The 18,233-nt window shown below is 60.7% G+C and carries 17 protein-coding genes; 5 read left to right on the top strand and 12 right to left on the bottom strand.

The features are described from left to right. Positions 1-109: 109 nt before the first annotated feature. Positions 110-3,190: an efflux RND transporter permease subunit gene (locus AAGQ88_RS20945; protein ID WP_342653449.1), complete on the bottom strand. Its 3,081-nt coding sequence runs from the start codon at positions 3,188-3,190 to the stop codon at positions 110-112. 5 nt (positions 3,191-3,195) lie between these two features. Next, complete coding sequence (locus AAGQ88_RS20950; RefSeq protein ID WP_342653450.1) at positions 3,196-4,308, bottom strand: efflux RND transporter periplasmic adaptor subunit; 1,113 nt, start codon at positions 4,306-4,308, stop codon at positions 3,196-3,198. 106 nt (positions 4,309-4,414) lie between these two features. On the opposite strand from AAGQ88_RS20950, the gene AAGQ88_RS20955 reads away from it, so the two are divergent. Beyond that, a complete protein-coding gene (locus AAGQ88_RS20955) occupies positions 4,415-5,050 on the top strand; it encodes a TetR/AcrR family transcriptional regulator (RefSeq protein WP_285422389.1) in 636 nt (211 codons plus the stop codon). Positions 5,051-5,165: 115 nt separating this feature from the next. On the opposite strand, the gene AAGQ88_RS20960 is transcribed toward AAGQ88_RS20955, so the two are convergent. Beyond that, entirely contained in the window at positions 5,166-5,948 is a 783-nt protein-coding gene (locus AAGQ88_RS20960; protein WP_285422390.1) for a class I SAM-dependent methyltransferase, read from the bottom strand. A gap of 98 nt (positions 5,949-6,046) precedes the next feature. On the opposite strand from AAGQ88_RS20960, the gene AAGQ88_RS20965 reads away from it, so the two are divergent. Further along, positions 6,047-6,673, top strand: a complete 627-nt coding sequence (locus tag AAGQ88_RS20965) for an energy transducer TonB (RefSeq protein WP_342653451.1) — start codon at positions 6,047-6,049, stop codon at positions 6,671-6,673. Between the two features lie 50 nt (positions 6,674-6,723). Here AAGQ88_RS20965 and AAGQ88_RS20970 read toward each other — a convergent pair whose 3' ends face one another. The 6 genes from AAGQ88_RS20970 to ppc all read right to left on the bottom strand — a co-directional run bounded on the left by AAGQ88_RS20970 (position 6,724) and on the right by ppc (position 13,251). Further along, positions 6,724-7,422 (bottom strand): extensin family protein, encoded by a 699-nt coding sequence (locus tag AAGQ88_RS20970; protein WP_342653452.1) that lies wholly within the window; start codon positions 7,420-7,422, stop codon positions 6,724-6,726. A 41-nt stretch (positions 7,423-7,463) separates the two neighbouring features. Beyond that, complete coding sequence (locus AAGQ88_RS20975) at positions 7,464-8,336, bottom strand: DUF72 domain-containing protein (protein ID WP_342653453.1); 873 nt, start codon at positions 8,334-8,336, stop codon at positions 7,464-7,466. Next, on the bottom strand, positions 8,333-8,623 hold the full coding sequence (locus AAGQ88_RS20980) for a hypothetical protein (protein WP_093464167.1): 291 nt from the start codon (positions 8,621-8,623) through the stop codon (positions 8,333-8,335). Before AAGQ88_RS20980 ends, AAGQ88_RS20975 begins: the two co-directional genes overlap by 4 nt. Positions 8,624-8,900: 277 nt before the next feature. Continuing rightward, positions 8,901-9,575, bottom strand: coding sequence for a tRNA (adenosine(37)-N6)-threonylcarbamoyltransferase complex dimerization subunit type 1 TsaB (tsaB, locus tag AAGQ88_RS20985; RefSeq protein ID WP_285422394.1), 675 nt, complete (start codon positions 9,573-9,575; stop codon positions 8,901-8,903). Between the two features lie 105 nt (positions 9,576-9,680). Beyond that, on the bottom strand, positions 9,681-10,328 hold the full coding sequence (gene adk, locus AAGQ88_RS20990; RefSeq protein WP_093463235.1) for an adenylate kinase: 648 nt from the start codon (positions 10,326-10,328) through the stop codon (positions 9,681-9,683). Positions 10,329-10,614: 286 nt separating this feature from the next. After that, a complete protein-coding gene (ppc, locus tag AAGQ88_RS20995) occupies positions 10,615-13,251 on the bottom strand; it encodes a phosphoenolpyruvate carboxylase (protein ID WP_342653454.1) in 2,637 nt (878 codons plus the stop codon). A gap of 231 nt (positions 13,252-13,482) precedes the next feature. On the opposite strand from ppc, the gene AAGQ88_RS21000 reads away from it, so the two are divergent. From AAGQ88_RS21000 to AAGQ88_RS21010, 3 genes are all read left to right on the top strand, one after another. After that, a complete protein-coding gene (locus AAGQ88_RS21000) occupies positions 13,483-13,827 on the top strand; it encodes a pilin assembly protein (RefSeq protein WP_342653455.1) in 345 nt (114 codons plus the stop codon). 282 nt (positions 13,828-14,109) lie between these two features. Next, complete coding sequence (locus tag AAGQ88_RS21005; RefSeq protein WP_093463226.1) at positions 14,110-14,535, top strand: DUF4398 domain-containing protein; 426 nt, start codon at positions 14,110-14,112, stop codon at positions 14,533-14,535. A gap of 48 nt (positions 14,536-14,583) precedes the next feature. Continuing rightward, entirely contained in the window at positions 14,584-15,366 is a 783-nt protein-coding gene (locus tag AAGQ88_RS21010; RefSeq protein WP_285422397.1) for an OmpA family protein, read from the top strand. A 193-nt stretch (positions 15,367-15,559) separates the two neighbouring features. Here AAGQ88_RS21010 and AAGQ88_RS21015 read toward each other — a convergent pair whose 3' ends face one another. From AAGQ88_RS21015 to AAGQ88_RS21025, 3 genes are all read right to left on the bottom strand, one after another. After that, positions 15,560-15,886, bottom strand: a complete 327-nt coding sequence (locus tag AAGQ88_RS21015; protein WP_342653456.1) for a hypothetical protein — start codon at positions 15,884-15,886, stop codon at positions 15,560-15,562. Beyond that, on the bottom strand, positions 15,883-16,818 hold the full coding sequence (locus AAGQ88_RS21020) for an alpha/beta hydrolase (RefSeq protein WP_342653457.1): 936 nt from the start codon (positions 16,816-16,818) through the stop codon (positions 15,883-15,885). Before AAGQ88_RS21020 ends, AAGQ88_RS21015 begins: the two co-directional genes overlap by 4 nt. Before the next feature lie 128 nt (positions 16,819-16,946). Continuing rightward, the gene (locus AAGQ88_RS21025) at positions 16,947-18,224 is read right to left on the bottom strand and encodes a flavohemoglobin expression-modulating QEGLA motif protein (RefSeq protein WP_093463217.1); all 1,278 of its coding nucleotides are present in this window, start codon (positions 18,222-18,224) and stop codon (positions 16,947-16,949) included. Between the last annotated feature and the right edge of the window lie 9 nt (positions 18,225-18,233).

Raw genomic sequence — 18,233 nt, forward strand, 5'->3', positions numbered from 1 at the left:
AAACGCTTGTTCGCTTAAAGTGATGTCGATGCCAGTCATCGCACAGCCCACCGCAATGGCGGGCAAGCGCGCTTTTACTCCTCAGCAGGAAGCCTGAGCCGCTTTGCGCTCACGGCGATTCCCCCTCCTCTTTCCTGACCCTGAACCACGCAGCGTACAGCGCAGGCAGGAACAGCAGCGTCAGCGCGGTCGCCACGATCAGGCCGCCCATGATCGCCACGGCCATAGGCCCGAAGAACACGCTGCGTGACAGCGGAATCATGGCCAGCACCGCAGCGAGGGCCGTCAGCACGATCGGACGGAAGCGCCGGACGGTGGCTTCGATGATAGCCTGCCAGCGCTGCAGACCGGCCGCGATGTCCTGCTCGATCTGATCGACCAGAATGACCGAGTTGCGCATGATCATTCCGGACAGAGCGATGGTGCCCAGCATGGCGACGAACCCGAAGGGCTGGCAGAAGATCAGCAGGAACAGCGTCACACCGATCAGGCCCAGCGGCGCCGTCAGAAAGACCATGAACGTCCGTGAGAAACTGCGCAGCTGGATCATCAGCAGGGTCAGCACCACAACGATGAACAGCGGCACACCGGCGTTCACCGAATTCTGCCCACGGGTCGAGTCCTCCACCGTGCCGCCCACTTCCAGCAGATAGCCGTCGGGCAATTGAGCGCGCACCGCCTCAAGCGTCGGCAGTATCTGATTGACCAGCGTCGCAGGTTGCTCCTTGCCATAGATATCCGCCCGGATCGTCACGTTCGGCAGCCGGTTGCGGTGCCAGATGATGCCCTCTTCGAAGCCGTATTCCAGCGTCGCGACCTGCGACAGCGCAACGCTGCTGCCATTGGCGGTGGGCACTGAAAGACTCGACAGACCGCCGAGTTCGTGGCGTTCCTGCTCGGTGCCGCGCAGCAGGATCTCGATCAGTTCGTCGTCCTCTCGATACTGGCTGACCGCTGAGCCCGTCAGCTGACTTTGCAGGAAGCGCGACAGGTCGGCGGTGGTGACGCCGAGCGCCCTGGCACGATCCTGATCGACGTTGAGGTAGACCACCTTGCTCGGCTCCTCCCAGTCCAGATGGACGTTGACCACGTGAGGGTTTTCACGAACCTTGAGGGCGACCTTGCGGGCCAGCGCGCGCACTTCATCGATGTGCTCGCCGGTGATTCGGAACTGCACCGGATAGCCGACCGGAGGGCCGTTTTCCAGCCGCGTCACGCGGGGCCGAAGCATCGGAAACTGCTCGTCCAGGGTCTGGATCAGCCAAGTGCGCAGGGCTTCGCGGTCCTCGATGGTTTTCGCCAGCACAACGAACTGGGCGAAGCTGGCGGCAGGCAGTTGCTGGTCCAGCGGCAGATAAAAGCGCGGCGAGCCGGTACCGACGTAGGCCACGTAATTATCGACGCCTGCATGTGCCTTGATCATCGCCTCAAGACGCTTCACCTGCTCGGTGGTGTTGCTCAGCGACGCGCCTTCGGCAAGCTTCAGGTCGACCATCAGTTCCAGTCGGCCAGAAGCAGGAAAGAACTGCTGCGGCACGAAACGGAACATGAAGATCGACAGCGCGAACAGCCCGATGGTCAGCACAATGACCGTCTTGCGTCGCCGCACGCACCAGCCCACCAATGACCGCACTCGCTGATAAAATGGTGTCGCATAAGGATCAGGCATGCCCGGTCCCGAGCCGTGCCTGGCAGCGTGCAGCCTGGCCAGATCCGGCAGCAGCCGCTCACCCAGGTACGGAACGAAGACCACCGCCGCCACCCAGGAAGCCAGCAGCGCGATGGTGACCACCTGAAAGATCGAACGGGTGTATTCGCCGGTACTGGACTGCGCCGTGGCAATCGGCAAAAAACCCGCTGCCGTGATCAACGTGCCCGTCAGCATCGGAAACGCAGTGCTGGTCCAGGCGAAACTGGCGGCCTTGAGCCGGTCGTAGCCCTGCTCCATTTTGATCGCCATCATCTCAACGGCGATGATTGCGTCGTCCACCAGCAACCCCAGCGCCAGCACCAGCGCGCCGAGGGAAATCTTGTGCAGGCCGATGCCCAGGTAATACATGGTGGCAAAAGTCATCGCCAGCACCACCGGAATGGCGAGCGCGACGACCATTCCGGTGCGCACGCCCAAGGAGAAAAAGCTTACCAGCAGCACGATGCCCAGCGCTTCGGCCAGCACCTGCACGAACTCACCGACGCTGGTTTTGACGGCGGCAGGCTGGTCCGACACTTTGCGCAGCTGCATACCGGCGGGCAGGTTCTGTTGCAAACGAGCGAACTCGCCTTCCAGTGCGCGGCCCAGCACCAGAATGTCGCCGCCGTCCTTCATGGCAACGGCAAGGCCAATGGCGTCCTCGCCCATGAAGCGCATGCGCGGTGCGGGAGGATCGTTGAAACCACGATGAACATCGGCCAGATCGCTGATGCGCAAGGTGCGATCGCCCACCCGGATCGGGAAGTCACGAATCTCGTCCACCGTCTGAAAACGGCCGGTCACGCGCAGTTGAACACGCTCGGCCGGCGTCTCGAAGAAGCTCGTGGCGACGACTGCGTTCTGCGCTTCAAGCGCCTGCTGCACCGCCTGCAACGGCAGGCCAAGCGTCGCGAGCTTGACGTTGGAAAGCTCGATCCAGATCTTCTCGTCCTGCAAGCCGAGCAATTCGACCTTGCCCACGTCCTTGACCCGCTGCAGCTGGATCTGGATGCGATCGGCATAATCCTTGAGCACGGCGTAGTCGAAACCGTCGCCAGTCAGTGCGTAGATGTTGCCGAAAGTGGTGCCGAATTCGTCGTTGAAGAAAGGGCCCTGCACGCCGGCAGGAAGCGTCTGACGTATGTCGCCGATCTTCTTGCGGATCTGATACCAGAGCTCCGGCAACCTGGCGGACACCAGCGAGTCGCGAGCCATGAACGTCACCTGCGACTCACCAGGGCGAGAGAACGAGACGATGCGTTCGTAATCACCGGTTTCCATCAGCTTCTTTTCGATACGATCCGTGACCTGACGCGACACTTCCTCAGCGCTCGCGCCCGGCCACAGAGTACGAATGACCATGGCTTTGAAGGTGAAAGGCGGATCTTCGCTCTGACCCAGCTTGGTGTAGGACAACGCCCCCACCACCGCCAGCAGAATCATGAGATACAGGACCATCTGCCGATTGCGCAGCGCCCACTCGGAAAGGTTGAAACGCATCCGTGCTACTCCTCGCCCGCCAGTTTGCCGGCCAGCTTCACCGGGCGATTGCTGCGATCGACCGGACGGACCTGCTCGCCGTCGTGCAGTACATGCACGCCAGCGGCCACGACCCAGTCGCTGGCCTGCAACCCACTCAACACCGGCACGGACTCCTGTCCATAAGGACCGGTCTGCACCGGCACGCGCTTGAGGGTGTTATCGCTTTGCAGGCGCAAGAGGTAGGTCACGCCCTTTTCTGCGGTCAACGCCGAGAGCGGCACCGACAAGGGCACGCTGCGCTCGGACAGAATGAACACACGCGCGCTCTGCCCCAGTTCAGCCGGGACTTTTCCGCCTGCAAAGGCGATCCGCGCGGCGAACGTGCGGGACCGGGGATCGGCGGCTGGGGAAAGTTCGCGAATGCGGCCGGCGAAGCGTTGCTCCTTCTGAGTCCACAACTCCACCGAAACCGGATCGCCGATCTTGAAACGACCGTAATTCTGCTCCGGCAGACTGATCGACACCTCGCGCTCACCGTCGGCGGCCAGGGTGAATACGGTCTGCCCGGCGGCCACCACCTGACCGACTTCCACCAGACGCTTGGCGATAACGCCGTCCTGTGAGGCACGAAGCACCGCGTAGCGGGTCTGATTGTCGGCGACGTTGAGTTCGGCTTTGAGCTGCCTGAGACGGGCATCGCCTGCGCGATAAAGATTTTCGGCGTTGTCGTATTGCGACTTGCTGACCATCTGCCGGTCCATCAGCGTCTTGTAACGGTCGCGCTCGGACCGGACCATTTGCAGATTGGCTTCGGCCGCTGCGACTTGCGCGCGAATGGCATCAAGCTGCAAGCGCACGTCCTGGGCGTCGAGTTCGGCAAGTGGCTGATCAGCCTTGACGCGCTCGCCCTCCTCGACCAGGCGCTTGCTGACTTTTCCGGGAATGCGAAAGGCCAGTTCAGGCTCGAACCGGGCGCGCACTTCACCAGGGTAACTGTCCATGGATTGGGACGACGGCAGCGGTTGCACCACCATGGCCGGACGCACGGTGGCCGGGGCTGACACGTCCTGACCGCATCCCGCCAGCACCGACACCAGGCTGACTGACACGACAAGGAACAAGGCATCGCGAATCATGGTGAGGCACCTTGGCAAGAGAGCTTGGAATAATTGTACTGGCGAGTATATTAAAAAATACCAAACTGAACAGTCTACTAATCCGAAGAATATGCCCGAAGAACGAATGACCGACCCGACATCCTCCGCAGGCCCCGGCCGCCCCAAGGATCTGGCCAAGCGCCAGGCGATTCTGGAAGCCGCGAAAAACCTGTTCGTACGCAATGGATACGCAAGCACCAGCATGGATGCGGTCGCCGCTGAGGCCGGGGTTTCCAAGCTCACGGTCTACAGCCATTTCAACGACAAAGAGACGCTGTTTTCAGCCGCCGTGGTTGCCCGCTGCGAGGAGCAGTTGCCTGAACTCTTCGTGGAAGTCGGGTCTCAGGAGCCCGTGGAAAAAGTGTTGCTGGGTATTGCGCGAGGATTTCAGACGCTGATCAACAGCCCTGAATCCATCGAACTGCATCGGCTGATGATCGCGCTGGGCACACAGGACACGACGCTCTCACAGGTGTTTTTCGAGGCGGGACCGCAACGCATCCTTCACGAGATGGAGCGCTTTCTGACGCGGGTGAACGACACCGACGGCTTGCACTTCGACTCACCGGCAAGTGCCGCCGGGCATTTCCTGAGCCTGATCAAAGGCGTGTGCAATTTCCGCCTGCTCATCGGTAATGGCGGCATCCCGGATGAGCAGACAGGTGAGCAGCACGTGCGGGAAGTGGTGGCGTTGTTTGTGAAGGCCTATCGCGCCGAATAGACACCGGCCGTTGCTGGCGCGCGCTTGCCCGCCAGGCCGCGTGTCAGCCAGCTCCCGTGGTTCTGACAAACGCAATCGAGGGCAAGCGCGCTCTTATACAGACTGGATGGGCCAATCAGGCCTTCAAAGCCTTCTTCGGATAAATGTCATACCGGCTGGATTTGCCGTCCAGCGCATAGCTCGGCTTGACGCCCTCGATGCAAGGCGCCTTGCGCGGGCGCTTGACCACCACCCGGTGGGTAGCCAGCGCCAAGGCCGCCTCCAGCAGGGCCGGCGCGTCCATGTCATCGCCTACCAGTGGCCGGAACAGCCGCATTTCCTTCTTCACCAGCGCGGTTTTCTCACGGTGGGGAAACATCGGATCGACATAAATCACCTGCGGTGGCTCGCCCTGCCAGTTGCGCATTAGCTCGATGGAATTGCCGGTGAGCAGGCGCATCTGGCCGATGATGCTGCCCACTTCAAGGTCTTGCGCTCCGCGCGCCAGACCGTCTTCAAGCAACGCAGCGATGATGGGTTGGCGTTCGATCAGGCTCATCTCGCAACCAAGGCTCGCCAGCACGAATGCGTCTTTGCCCAGGCCTGCCGTCGCATCCAGCACCGTTGGCCGCACGCCCGGTTGAATCCCGACCGCCTTGGCAATCATCTGCCCGCTGCCGCCCCCGAACAGCCTTCGATGAGCCGCCTTGCCTTCGATGAAATCCACTCGCACCGGGCCCGGAACGTCGTCGCCCAGTTGCTGCAATTGCAGCCCGTCGTCACTCACTTGCAGGGCAAAATCGGCTTCGGCATCCTCCATCGGCAGACCCAGGCGATCGGCCCACTGCGCAGCTTGCTGCTGCCCCTCGACGGTCAGGGATTCCACCCGGATGCGGCTGCCCGCTTGCTGCTCAGTCATTTTTTCCACACGCTCGAATTTTCTAAATGATCGGCAACCTCTGCCGATAACGAAAGTATCCGGCATTTTGCCAGACCCACGGCATGTACTGAGCGCTTATGTCAGACATTCAGCAAACATCCTCGATAGGTTATTTGACGTACGCAGGCGACTACAGCGTACGCAATACCGAAACCCTGAGCGGCGTCACGCAGCTCTGGCAGGATGCGTTTGCCCGTGCAATGGCCCAGCAGGTCGATGACAACGCGGGCACTTTGCCCGAGCACAGCCCGGTCGTCGCGACGGATGCCATGACTGGCGAGCCGATTGCGGGCGCAAAGACATTGAGCAAGATTGTCGAGCAGCGTGAGTGCCCGGTGGCAGACAAGGAAATCGCGCCGCCTGAGCCGCTGTTTCTGCCCATCGCCGAATTCGAATGGGATCTGGCCAAGCCCGCCGAGCCGTTCAGCGCCAGCGAAATGATCGAGCAACAGCGCAACCTGGAAATCGACAGCAACTGGGTGCGCCCGACCGTGCTCAACCCTTACGACGACAGCGTCGATCCCGGTCCCGGACCTCAGCCACGACCGCTGTTCCTGCCGATCGCCGAGTTCGAGTGGGACCTGGCCGACAAGCCTGCCACGCCCTACAGCGCCGAAGAAATGACCGAACAGCAACGCCATCTGGCGTTCGACAACGGTTGGGCACGACCGATTGTTCTGCAGAACCTGCGCATTGCCGCGTGACGAAGCGCCGCTCTTCATCACAGGAGCGCAGCTAGAGCATCACCTGATACTCACCGACACACCCGCCAGCGTCCCATGTCCACGTGAAAATGGTTACGGTGGGCCGCATTATAGTCCGGACCCAGGACTGTACTGAACTGCCGACAGGCGCCATCCCGGATCAGCCTCAGAAACTTCCCGTTATCGCCTTCATCTTTCCAGTCCCTGAGGACAGAAATGCGTCGCCCGTCCGCCAGACGAAAACCTGCGATGTCCAGCGCGTTCGCAGAAGCATGCTGACTGAGCCTGCCCTCGCTGCGGTTGTAGACATTGCGACAGGCGAAGCTGCCCAGATGATCGACCTGACTCACCCGTTGCCCGAACACCCTTTCAGCGGCAGGTTGCAGCGTGTGGAGATCGAACAGCGCGTAGGCCAGGGCCAGACGGCAGCTGGACAGAAAGCTGCTGCTCAATGCCACGTCACCGCCCTGGATACGCACAACATTGCTCAATGGACATTTGGCCTGCGGGCCACTGTCAGCCTGAAATGCGTAGCGCAGCGTCGACGTTTGTAACGCTTGTTCGCACAATGCCGGATCATCCTGCAGGCGCCAGAGTTTGAAAGCCGTCATCAGGTCAGGTTCGTCGCGCACGTTCAGCGGCGCCCAAGGGTTCCAGCGATCCGGCAGCGGGAGCCAGCCGCGCCAGACTGACACGAGCAGCGTTGCGCAGAGCAGCAAGAGGAGCAGCAACAGGGTCGATCCGCGCATGCAGTGTGATATCCCGGTCAGGAAGCGTCACTGTATCGACCTCAAAGCAGGCCGAGTTGCTCCACCTCAGGACCGCGATCCAGTTCAGGCAGGGCCGGCAGGCCAGGCAGCAATGTCGTCAACTGCTGATGAAAACGCCGGGCCAGTTCCGGGGCCCGAACGTTGTCGGGCGTGTGCAGAAACACATACGGGGTACGCCCTTCTTCAATCCAGCCCGCGACTTTCAGCGCCCATTGCCGAACGAAGCCATCGTTGGCCTCAAGCTGCGGATGACCGATGAAGCGAACCTGGGGGAACAGGGTTAACGCGGCAGGACGTGCCGGGACTTTTGGCTTCTTCGACTGCGCGAGCAGCACCGCCGGATCGCTGGAAATGCAGCTGAACAACGGCCGCGAGTCCAGACAGATGCGCTCGACACCGGCATCCAGAAGCAGCCGATTGAGCAGGCGCTCCTCCTCGCCTTTGTTGAAGAACGCCATGTGGCGAACTTCCACCGCCAGCGGCCTGCCTTGGAAGGCGTCGATGAAGGCGGCGAGTTCGCCCAGGCGGTCGGGCGTGAAGGTTGCTGGCAGCTGCAGCCAAAGCGGCTGGACACGCGGCCCCATCGGCGCGAGGAGTTGCAAAAAATCTTCGGCAGCGCCCAGGTGTTCACGCAGGTCGCCGCCGTGGCTTATTTCACGGGGAAATTTGGCGGTAAAGCGAAAATGCTCAGGCTGCGCCTGCACCCAGCGCTCGACGGTCGCAGGCGCGGGGCGTGCGTAAAACGTGGTGTTGCCTTCAACGGCGTTGAAGACCTGCGCATAGAGATGGAGGAATTCAGTGCTGCGGGCATCTTCGGGATACAACGATTGACGCCAGGCGTTTTCACTCCAGGACGGACAACCGATGTAGTAAGGCGGGTTGACGACGTTCAAACGTGAAGGTCAAGCCCCGAGACTTCAAGATCCCAGTCGACGAAGGTGGAAGTCGTCAGGTAGCTGCTCAGCGCGTGGGCGACACGGGTGCTCATGGCGCGCGGGAAGATGATGTCCTGCTGACGAGCTGGCACGTTTGCCGTGTTGCCGGTCTGACGCCGAGCCGATTGCGGGATCACTTCAACGTCGTCTATCACTTCCTCGAAAGTGCTGTCGACCGTTGCAGAGCCTTTCCGAGGCTTGCGCTTTATCGTGTACGAACGTTGTGACGGACCGGTGATTCGCATCATGCTTACTCGGCGTTATATAGTGGCAATTTAATCTCACGAAGCGCCCTGAAGCAAACTCGCGAACGATAACTAGACCACAGTTATTACAAAACGTTTAAAGCCACCGGGCAGAAAATGCCGTTTTGTCGCCGAACGGTAGTGATTGTTGTGACTTGAGTCGCAGATCCTGCGTGTTTACCGATTGAACAACGCAGGTTACCGCACTCGATCCGAGGCGTGTGCGGAGCTTGCCTCCAGCCGCAGAAGATCCCCCATTTCCGGAATGCGCGCGGCTTCAGCGCGCCTTCGGGGTCGCAACTTTGTCGCGCAGATAAACAGGTTGTGCATCATCGGCAACGATGGCCTCGCCGCGCTGCCAGGCGAACGCCGCCAGCGTCAGCAGATCTTCGGCATGCGGGAGCATGCTGGCGTCCTGTCCCGACAAACTCACGGGAATTCGTGATGCGTAGCCCCAGCCTGTGCCCGCGCCAAACCACTGGCCCGAAGCATCGAGCGGCAGCGCCGCCTGCTCGGGCGGCATGACCGCCTCCTCGCCTGCCAGACGCATCTCGCCGGCTGATTCGCGATAGCAGCCCCAATACACTTCGTCCATGCGCGCATCGATAGCCGCCGCAACCTGCGTTGCACCGTGCTCGCGGTAGGCGCGTTGCGCCAGCACCGCCAGATTGGAGACCGGCAAGACCGGACGATCAAGGCCAAACGCGAGCCCCTGCACCACGCCGATGGCGATGCGGACGCCGGTGAAGGCACCCGGCCCGCGGCCGAATGCAATGGCGTCAAGCGCCGACAACCCGATACCGGCCTGCGCCAGCAGTTCCTTGATCATCGGCAACAGTTTTTGCGCATGCAGGCGCGGGATCACCTCGTAGTGGCTCAGCACTTTGCCGTCGTGCAGCAAAGCGACAGAGCAGGCTTCAGTGGCAGTATCCAGGGCCAGCAAGGTCGTCATCGGGGTTTCCACGGTTATGCGAAGGAGGGTTTACAGGAAAAGGTGCCGCATTATAAACAACAACGGCCCGCAAGCGGGCCGTCGTTCACTGCGTCGATCGAGGGATCAGCCCAGTGCTTCATTCACCTTGGCGGTGATTGCTTCCACCGAACCGACGCCTTCGATACTGCTGAACTTCGGCGTGCCATCGGTGGCTTGCAGCTTCTTGTAGAACTCAACCAGCGGCTCGGTCTGCGCGTGATAGACCGACAGACGATGGCGAACGGTTTCTTCGACGTCATCCTTGCGCTGAACCAGCGGCTCGCCAGTGACATCATCCACGCCGGCTACTTTCGGCGGGTTAAATGTCGTGTGGTAAACGCGACCCGAACCTTCGTGCACACGACGGCCAGAAATGCGCTGGACGATTTCTTCGTCGTCGACTTTGATTTCGACTACGTGATCAATCGCCAGGCCCGCATTCTTCAGGGCTTCTGCCTGAGGGATGGTGCGTGGAAAACCGTCGAACAAGCAGCCATTGGCGCAGTCGGGTTGAGACAGGCGATCCTTGATCAGACCAATGATCAGGTCATCGGAAACCAGACCACCGCTGTCCATGACGCTTTTGGCCTTCAGACCCAGTTCGGTGCCCGCCTTGACCGCTGCACGCAGCATGTCCCCGGTCGAGATTTGCGGGATGCCGAATTTCTTGGTGATGAACGTAGCCTGAGTACCTTTACCGGCCCCGGGAGCTCCCAGCAGAATCACGCGCATTGTTGTGCTCCTCAATTTTTATAGAGATTTCGTCGGATTCGCCTAAATGGGGCCAATCACTTAAAAAAGATTTACTGACCCAACGGCCAAAGGCTGATCAAGATACACAGCCGATTCATGCCGCACAAGACGCCGAAAGTCGCAGCAACCCGCGAGAAACCAGTAGCTTGGCAACGATCGCTGCGTTGGTAAGACCCGGTGCAACTTCGCCGATGCGCAGCGTTTCCGATCTGACAGGCGCCGCGAGATGAAGGCCGTCGCCCTCACCCGCGTACGAAAAGTCGCGTCAGCCCGTATTGCGCAATCCGGCGGCAATACCCGCGACAGACACCAGCAGCGCCTGTACCAGAGGACTGTCCAGAGTCGCCTCCTGGCTGCGGGAACGCGCCAGCAATTCGGCCTGCAATAGATGAAGGGGATCGAGGTAAGTATTGCGCAGGCTGATGAACTCCAGCGTCTCGGGGCTGTGGGCCAGCAACTGCGACTGACCGGTCAGGCCGAGCACCACTTGGCAAGCCTGCGACAATAGGTCGCGTAAATGCGCACCCAAATGCTGCAGGCCTGGCTCGACCAGACGCTCGTCATAGAGCTGCGCAATGTCGCTGTCCGCTTTGGCCAGCACCATTTCCAGCATGTCGATACGCGTGCGGAAGAACGGCCACTGCTCACGCATCTGTGCGAGCAATTCGCCCTGACCACGGTCGAGCGCCTTGCGCAGCGCATCTTCCCAGCCCAGCCAGGCGGGCAGCATCAGACGGGTCTGGGTCCAGGCGAAGATCCATGGAATCGCGCGCAGGCTTTCAACACCGCCTTCGCGACGCTTGGCCGGGCGACTGCCGAGCGGCAGACGTCCGAGCTCCTGCTCAGGTGTGGCCTGGCGGAAATATTCGACGAACTCCGGATGTTCGCGCACCACGGCGCGGTAGGCAGCGACGCCGTCCGCCGCCAGTTCATCCATCACCTGCCGCCAGGCGGGCTCCGGCAAAGGCGGCGGCTGCAATGTCGCCTCGAGCACCGCGGCCAGATAGAGGTTGAGGTTCTGCTCGGCGATGTCGGGCAGGCCGAACTTGAAGCGAATCATCTCGCCCTGTTCCGTGGTGCGGAAACGACCGGCGACCGAGCCCGGTGGCTGCGACAGGATCGCCGCGTGCGCCGGGCCGCCGCCACGTCCAACCGTGCCGCCACGACCATGGAACAGCAGCAGTTCGACTTCCTGCGCGCGACAGATCTCCACCAGTTTTTCCTGCGCCCGATACTGTGCCCACGCCGCAGCAGTGGTGCCTGCGTCTTTGGCGGAATCGGAATAGCCGATCATGACTTCCTGCGGGCCATGCAGCCGCAGGCGATAGCCTGGCAGGCTGAGCAGATGCTCGATCACCGGGCCGGCATTGTCGAGGTCAGCGAGGGTTTCGAACAAAGGCACAACGCGCATCGGCCGCTGCAACCCGGCCTCTTTGAGCAGCAGTTGAACGGCGAGCACGTCGGAAGCCGCGCCTGCCATGGAAATCACGTACGACCCCAGCGACGCCGCTGGCGCAGCAGCCACTTCACGGCAGGTGGCGAGCACTTCTGCAGTGTCATCGGCCGGTTTGAAATGCCCCGGAAGCAGCGGCCGCTTGTTGCTCAGTTCACGCAGGAGAAAGTCGATGCGCGTCTCTTCGTCCCACTCGTTGTAACGCCCCAGGCCCAGATAGCTGGTGATCTCGGTCATGGCCGCGCTGTGACGCGTCGAATCCTGACGCACGTCGAGCTTGACCAGAAACAGCCCGAAGGTGACTGCGCGGCGAAGGCAATCGAGCAATGGACCGTCCGCAATCACGCCCATTCCGCACTCATGCAGCGACTGAAAGCACAGCTGCAGCGGCTCGAGTAATTCGCGATTGTCGTGCAGCACGCCCTCAGGCGCTGGCTGCGTCACGCTCAATGATGCATGGGCCCAGTTGCGTGTGGCGCGAAGACGTTCGCGCAGTTTTTTCAACACGCTGCGATAGGGTTCTGCGCTGTCTCCGGCGACCGCCATCAATGCAGGGCTGGCCTGCTGCATCGACAGCTCTGCGGCCAGTTGGTCGACATCGCGCAGATACAGATCCGCCGCCATCCAGCGTGCCAGCAGCAGCACTTCGCGGGTTACCGCTGCGGTGACGTTGGGGTTGCCGTCGCGGTCGCCACCCATCCACGACGCGAAACGGATGGGCGCGGCTTCAAGTGGAAGATGCAGCCCCGTGGCGGCATGCAGCGCATGGTCGGCTTTGCGCAGGTAATTGGGGATGGCCTGCCAGAGCGAGTTCTCGATGACGGCAAATCCCCACTTCGCCTCGTCCACCGGCGTTGGCCGCACGCGCCGGATTTCCTCGGTGTGCCACGCTTCGGCGATCAATCGTTGCAGGCGCTCGGTGATCTGCTCGCGCTCCAGCCGATTCAGATCGCGATGGTCGAGCGCTGCGAGCTGAGCGGCAATGGCGTCGTACTTCTGAATGAGGGTTCGGCGCGCGACTTCGGTCGGATGAGCCGTAAGGACCAGTTCGATCTCCAGCTTGCCCAACTGCCGCGCCAGCGCTTCCTGTCCGTGCCCGGATTGCTTCAGACGCTCCAGCAGCTCAGGCAATACCCGAGACTCGAAGGGTTGCGGCTTGCTGTCGTCGCGACGATGAATGAGTTGATACTGCTCGGCGATGTTGGCGAGGTTGAGAAACTGGTTGAACGCCCGCGCCACGGGCAGCAACTCATCTTCGCTCAGGCTCTCCAGATTGGAGCTCAGCTGCTCGGTGCTTTGGGTGGAGCCATGCCGCCCGGCCTTGGCGCTCTTGCGAATACGCTCGATCTTCTCGAGAAAATCAGCTCCGTGCTGATCACGAATGGTGTTGCCCAACAGCTCACCCAACAGGTGAACGTCCTCGCGCAATCGTGCGTCGATGTCTGCCATCCAGCCTTCTCCTTCAGCGTTTTTTATTCTGTTGCGACTCGATCCGGACGCCCGAACTGAACGCCCTCGCCTGTTTTGTCTCTATCTTTGTGTATAGAGCGACAATTTCGTGCACGGAAGCAACCCTTTGCCTGATTTCTGCCCGCAGCAAGCTAGTCTCATCAGCGAGCCTCACGAAGGCTCGATCACTCGCCTGAGCCCGCCACCACGCGGGTCTACGAAGAGGTCTTTATGAAAATCCGCGAGCTCGCAAAACACTGGGAACAGACCGCCAAGGGTCGCCTGACCAAAACCGGCTATACGATTCACCTGGACGTCGAAGCGGCGGCACGCCTGGCGGCGATTGCCGAAATGTATCCCAAGCGCACGCCTGAAGAATTGCTCGGCGAGCTGATCGGCGCCGCGCTGGAAGAGCTGGAAGAAAGCTTTCCGTATGTCCAGGGTCAACACGTCGTCGCGACCGACGAGGAAGGCGATCCGTTGTACGAAGACGTCGGCCCGACACCTCGTTTTCTTGCCTTGTCGCGTCGTCATCTCGAAGATTTGTCCGAACAGCAGGACACTCCGCAGCACTGATCACGACGTCGTTTTCAGACACCTTTCAAAGCGCACGCCGACCAGCAATGCCGGGCGTGACGTGCGTTTTTGTGCGCCAATTTTTCAGCGTCAAACTTACACCGACTAACAAAGCCACCGGGTTTGAGAAGCAAATTGTCTGAACTATTCAAAAATCGCGCAGGTCGGAGCAGTTAGCCATTACAGAAAAAGCCGACAGATGGCAGCGGATTTCAGGCCCTGCCATCCATCCGCACAGGCTCACCGCTGAATGGAAATAACCTAGTTTTCAGGAGTTACACAATGGAGTTGATCACCATGAATACCAGCACTGCCAAAACCACGTTCAACGGCCTGCGCGGGCTGAAACTGGCCGCGCTGGCACTGGGTACCAGCTTCCTTCTGGCCGGTTGCGCAGGCAATCCTCCAAGCGAGCAGTACGCAGTGACCCAATCTGCAGTGAATGCTGCAGTCAGCGCAGGCGGCACCGAATACGCAGCAGTCGAAATGAAATCGGCACAAGACAAATTCAAACAGGCCGAGCTGTTCATGCAGGAAAAGAAATACGACGAAGCTCGTAAATATGCCGAGCAAGCCGAGTGGGATGCCCGTGTAGCCGAGCGTAAGGCCCAGGCCGCCAAGGCTCAGAAAGCAGTGCAGGATGCTCGTCAGGGCGTCAACGAATTGCGTGAAGAAGGTCTGCGCCAGGCTCAGCCGGTCAGCCAGTAATCCCACGCACTTCAAGCATTGGCCATTGATTTAAAGGACGAAAATATTATGCGTAAACAAGTACTTATTCCTGCCCTGCTGGCTCTGAGCGTTGGTCTGGCTGCCTGCTCCTCGCAACCTAACGTGAACCTGGAACAAGCCCGCACCAACTACTCCGCGCTGCAAAGCAATCCTAAATCCACCGAGCTGGCGGCGCTGGAAACCAAGGATGCCAGCGAATGGCTCGACAAGGCCGACTCCGCGTATCGCAACCACGATGACGAGAAAAAAGTCGACCAACTGGCCTATCTGACCAACCAGCGCGTTGAGCTGGCCAAGCAGACCATCAACCTGAAGACTGCTGAAAACGATCTGAAAAATGCCGCTGCCCAACGCGCTCAAGCTCGTCTGGACGCCCGCGATGCGCAGATCAAGCAACTGCAGAACAGCCTGAACGCCAAGCAGACTGAACGCGGCACGCTGGTAACCTTCGGCGACGTACTGTTTGACCTGAACAAGGCCGAACTGAAATCCGCAGGTCTGGTGAACGTTAACAAGCTGGCGCAGTTCCTCCAGGAAAACCCTGATCGCAAAGTGATCGTCGAGGGTTACACCGACAGCACTGGCTCCGCCACTTACAACCAGTCGCTGTCCGAGCGCCGCGCTGATTCGGTGCGCATGGCGCTGATCAAGATGGGCGTGAGCATGGACCGCGTTGTGGCTCAGGGTTATGGCAAGGAATACCCGGTTGCCGATAACGCCAGCGCGTCGGGTCGCGCCATGAACCGTCGCGTGGAAGTGACCATTTCCAACGACAACCAGCCAGTAGCACCGCGTTCTTCGATGCAGTGATACGCTGGGCGCGGTGATGGATTAGCCGCTGTAAGTCAGAAGGCCCCGTTTGCGAATGCAGACGGGGCCTTTTTTTGTATGCGTGATTTGCGGTGCCGGTTCTGCTGCCGCTGCGCGCCAGATCGCGGGCAAGCGCGCTCTTACAGACGGGGCGTCGACCACGCATCACGCCGGAGGATTGGCCAATGATGCGTCACTGCAGCTTCTGCGGCGTCTCCTGCCCCATGCATCTCACGGCTTGTTTGCGTTCGTTCACCAGCACGCCCGTCAGCCCTTTCTGCTCGGTATCGAACAACACCATCACCCCGTCGATGCACTGGGCGACCTGGGGCGCTGGTTCCAGGGCGACTTTGTAGTCCTGCCCTGGAAGGGTCTTGAGCATGGTGAATTCGCTCAGCCGCAACGCGTCCTGAGGCCGGGCGAAGTGCAGATAGCCGTAGTACCAGAGCGTTCCTACTGTCAGAAAGATGCAGCCGATTCCTGTCAGGATCTGCGGGATCGCGTTGCGCTCCTCAGTCATCGCGCAGACTCTGCCGACGGCGTGGGCGATGTCGCAGAAGGCTTGAGATTTGCCTGCGGATCAGGGTAGTCGGGGACTTCGGCCAGACGACGCAGGCCGTTGAAGTGCTGTGGGTCATCCAGGTAGCGCACCATGACTTCGCGCCAGGTCGGATCGGCGAAGGTCTGTACATGCGGCCCGCGCGTGAGTTGCAGAACCCGCGGCGGCGGTGCGGCCTGATACAGACTGATGCCGTTGTGCAGCGGAATCTGGGCGTCGTCCAGGCTCTGGAACAGCAATATCGGCGTACCCTTGAGCTGGCTGATGCCATTGATGGCGCTGTCGCCATCGGGGATCACCCACGACAGCGGCCGCTTGAACGGCCAGGTCAGCCACGACGTGCCAAGCGTGTAGCGAGCGACTTCGCGGTAACTGGCAGGCACCCCATCGAGCACCAGCGCCTTGACCCGCGCCCGTTGCTGAGGATGCTCGGCCAGATAATGCACGCCCAGCGCCCCACCGATACTCTGCCCCAACACCACCAGCGGCTTGCCCTGCACCTGTGGCGCCGTGTTCAACCAGTCGAATGCGGCATCGATATCCTGATAGATCGCAGGCAGGCTGGGGTCGCCTTCCGAATGGCCGTAACCCCGATAATCGAGCAGCAACACTTGGTAGCCCTGCTCGGGCAGCCACCAACTGCCGCCCAGATGCCACGACATATTGCCGCCGTTGCCGTGCAGATGAAGCACCGTGCCTTTCACGGCGACGCCCTCTTTGACCGGCAAGAACCAGGCATTGAGCTTCTTGCCGTCCGCAGTGGTGAGAGTGAGATCACGGTAAGCCAGGTGCGCCTTGTCCGGGGTCAGCGGGACGTCGCGCTCCGGGTAGAACAGCAGTTCGCTGCAACCGGTGAGCCAGACGAACGTGATCAGAGCGACGAGGGTCTTCAAACGGAGTTTATCCTTGATCTTTCAGCTGTGAATGAACGTCTTCGCGCAAGCTGGCTGCCCACTGAGTGACGCGCTCAAAGGCGGGACTGGCTCGCGAAGGCGTCAGTGACATCACTGCACCGCTCGCGTTACAGGATATTCGAGTAATCCGCTTCGATCCGGTCCAGGCTCAAATGGTTCAGGAAGTTGGAGAAGCACATCCAGGCCGACAATGCATTCATGTCGCGGAACTGATCGGGCAGGTATTTGGGCGGCACCACCAGGCCCTCGTCCACCAACTGGCGCAGCGTGCGCATGTCCTCAAGCGTGGTTTTGCCACAGAACAGCAGCGGCACTTGCTCCAGCTTGCCCTTCCTCACGGCCAACTGAATGTAGTTGTAAACCATGATGAAGCCCTTCAGATAGGACAAGTCCTTGGTGAATGGCAGACCATTAGGGACAGAACCCCGGAAAACGCGGCTGGCATTGCCATAACTTTCCGACATGCCGAAGCCCTGTTCGCGATAGAACTCGAACACCTGGAGAAAATCCGCACCTTCCTCGGCCATATGAATCGCCCGGGTGCGGTTGGTGAGCTTGCGCAGGCGGCTGGGGTAGGACGCGAACCCGATGACTTCCATGAGGATCGCCAGCCCTTCCTGAGTGACCGTCGACGAGGGCGGGCCCTTGGCCAGGAAGGTGCAGATGGGCTGATTCAGGCCGTTCAGCGTCGTGCCCACGTGAACCAGCCCTTCATGGACCTCCAGCGCGCGCACGTCTCGCTCGTTGAACATCGCATCGCTGCGGATCTTGATGTAATCGGCCCCTGCTGCCGCATCGGCAACGATGCCGTCGGACTCGAACACCCGAATGGTTTCCTCGGCCTCGCCAAACGTGCGATTGAGCCGACTCTGCAGCATCGCCACGGCGTCCTTGGCGGTCAGGATCTTGGGCTCATCCTTGAGATCGCCTCGGCCGGCGATGTTGTTCAGGTAATCGGACAGCATCAGGCCGAGGTCAGCCAGGGTCGGGTCACCGGCGTGAAAGGCATCGGAGGCCGCGCCGTACAACTCCTGGGAAATCAGCCCGAAGTCCGGGGTGCCGCGCGCCTCCAGCATGCGGACCACCATGCGGTATTCCTTGCACATGCGCCGCATGATCTGCCCGACCGGGTTGAACTGCCCCAACTGCCGGGTGATGTCGCGCTCGATATTCTGGAATTCCAGCTTCAACGCGCCGGAGTCGAATCCCAGCGGGCGGTTCTCGTAATAGGCACGATCGATTTCAGGGAGTTGCTTGCCTTTGGCAGCGAGGAAATTCTTGCGGATGCTCTCGTCCCACTTCACCGCATCGAGTACGCGAATCGGCGTCTGCGCCAACACGATACGATCGGACAACGTGCGAATCGTCTGCTGGTATTCGTCCACCCACTACCC

This window comes from Pseudomonas sp. F3-2 (genome assembly GCF_038804275.1).
Classification (GTDB): domain Bacteria; phylum Pseudomonadota; class Gammaproteobacteria; order Pseudomonadales; family Pseudomonadaceae; genus Aquipseudomonas.

What these genes read in the sequence shown, in the direction of transcription:
- AAGQ88_RS20945 (WP_342653449.1), bottom strand. Translation starts at nt 3,190, where the DNA reads ATGCGTTTCAACCTTTCCGAGTGGGCGCTGCGCAATCGGCAGATGGTC.
- AAGQ88_RS20950 (WP_342653450.1), bottom strand. Translation starts at nt 4,308, where the DNA reads ATGATTCGCGATGCCTTGTTCCTTGTCGTGTCAGTCAGCCTGGTGTCG.
- AAGQ88_RS20955 (WP_285422389.1), top strand. Translation starts at nt 4,415, where the DNA reads ATGACCGACCCGACATCCTCCGCAGGCCCCGGCCGCCCCAAGGATCTG.
- AAGQ88_RS20960 (WP_285422390.1), bottom strand. Translation starts at nt 5,948, where the DNA reads ATGACTGAGCAGCAAGCGGGCAGCCGCATCCGGGTGGAATCCCTGACC.
- AAGQ88_RS20965 (WP_342653451.1), top strand. Translation starts at nt 6,047, where the DNA reads ATGTCAGACATTCAGCAAACATCCTCGATAGGTTATTTGACGTACGCA.
- AAGQ88_RS20970 (WP_342653452.1), bottom strand. Translation starts at nt 7,422, where the DNA reads ATGCGCGGATCGACCCTGTTGCTGCTCCTCTTGCTGCTCTGCGCAACG.
- AAGQ88_RS20980 (WP_093464167.1), bottom strand. Translation starts at nt 8,623, where the DNA reads ATGCGAATCACCGGTCCGTCACAACGTTCGTACACGATAAAGCGCAAG.
- tsaB (WP_285422394.1), bottom strand. Translation starts at nt 9,575, where the DNA reads ATGACGACCTTGCTGGCCCTGGATACTGCCACTGAAGCCTGCTCTGTC.
- adk (WP_093463235.1), bottom strand. Translation starts at nt 10,328, where the DNA reads ATGCGCGTGATTCTGCTGGGAGCTCCCGGGGCCGGTAAAGGTACTCAG.
- ppc (WP_342653454.1), bottom strand. Translation starts at nt 13,251, where the DNA reads ATGGCAGACATCGACGCACGATTGCGCGAGGACGTTCACCTGTTGGGT.
- AAGQ88_RS21000 (WP_342653455.1), top strand. Translation starts at nt 13,483, where the DNA reads ATGAAAATCCGCGAGCTCGCAAAACACTGGGAACAGACCGCCAAGGGT.
- AAGQ88_RS21005 (WP_093463226.1), top strand. Translation starts at nt 14,110, where the DNA reads ATGGAGTTGATCACCATGAATACCAGCACTGCCAAAACCACGTTCAAC.
- AAGQ88_RS21010 (WP_285422397.1), top strand. Translation starts at nt 14,584, where the DNA reads ATGCGTAAACAAGTACTTATTCCTGCCCTGCTGGCTCTGAGCGTTGGT.
- AAGQ88_RS21015 (WP_342653456.1), bottom strand. Translation starts at nt 15,886, where the DNA reads ATGACTGAGGAGCGCAACGCGATCCCGCAGATCCTGACAGGAATCGGC.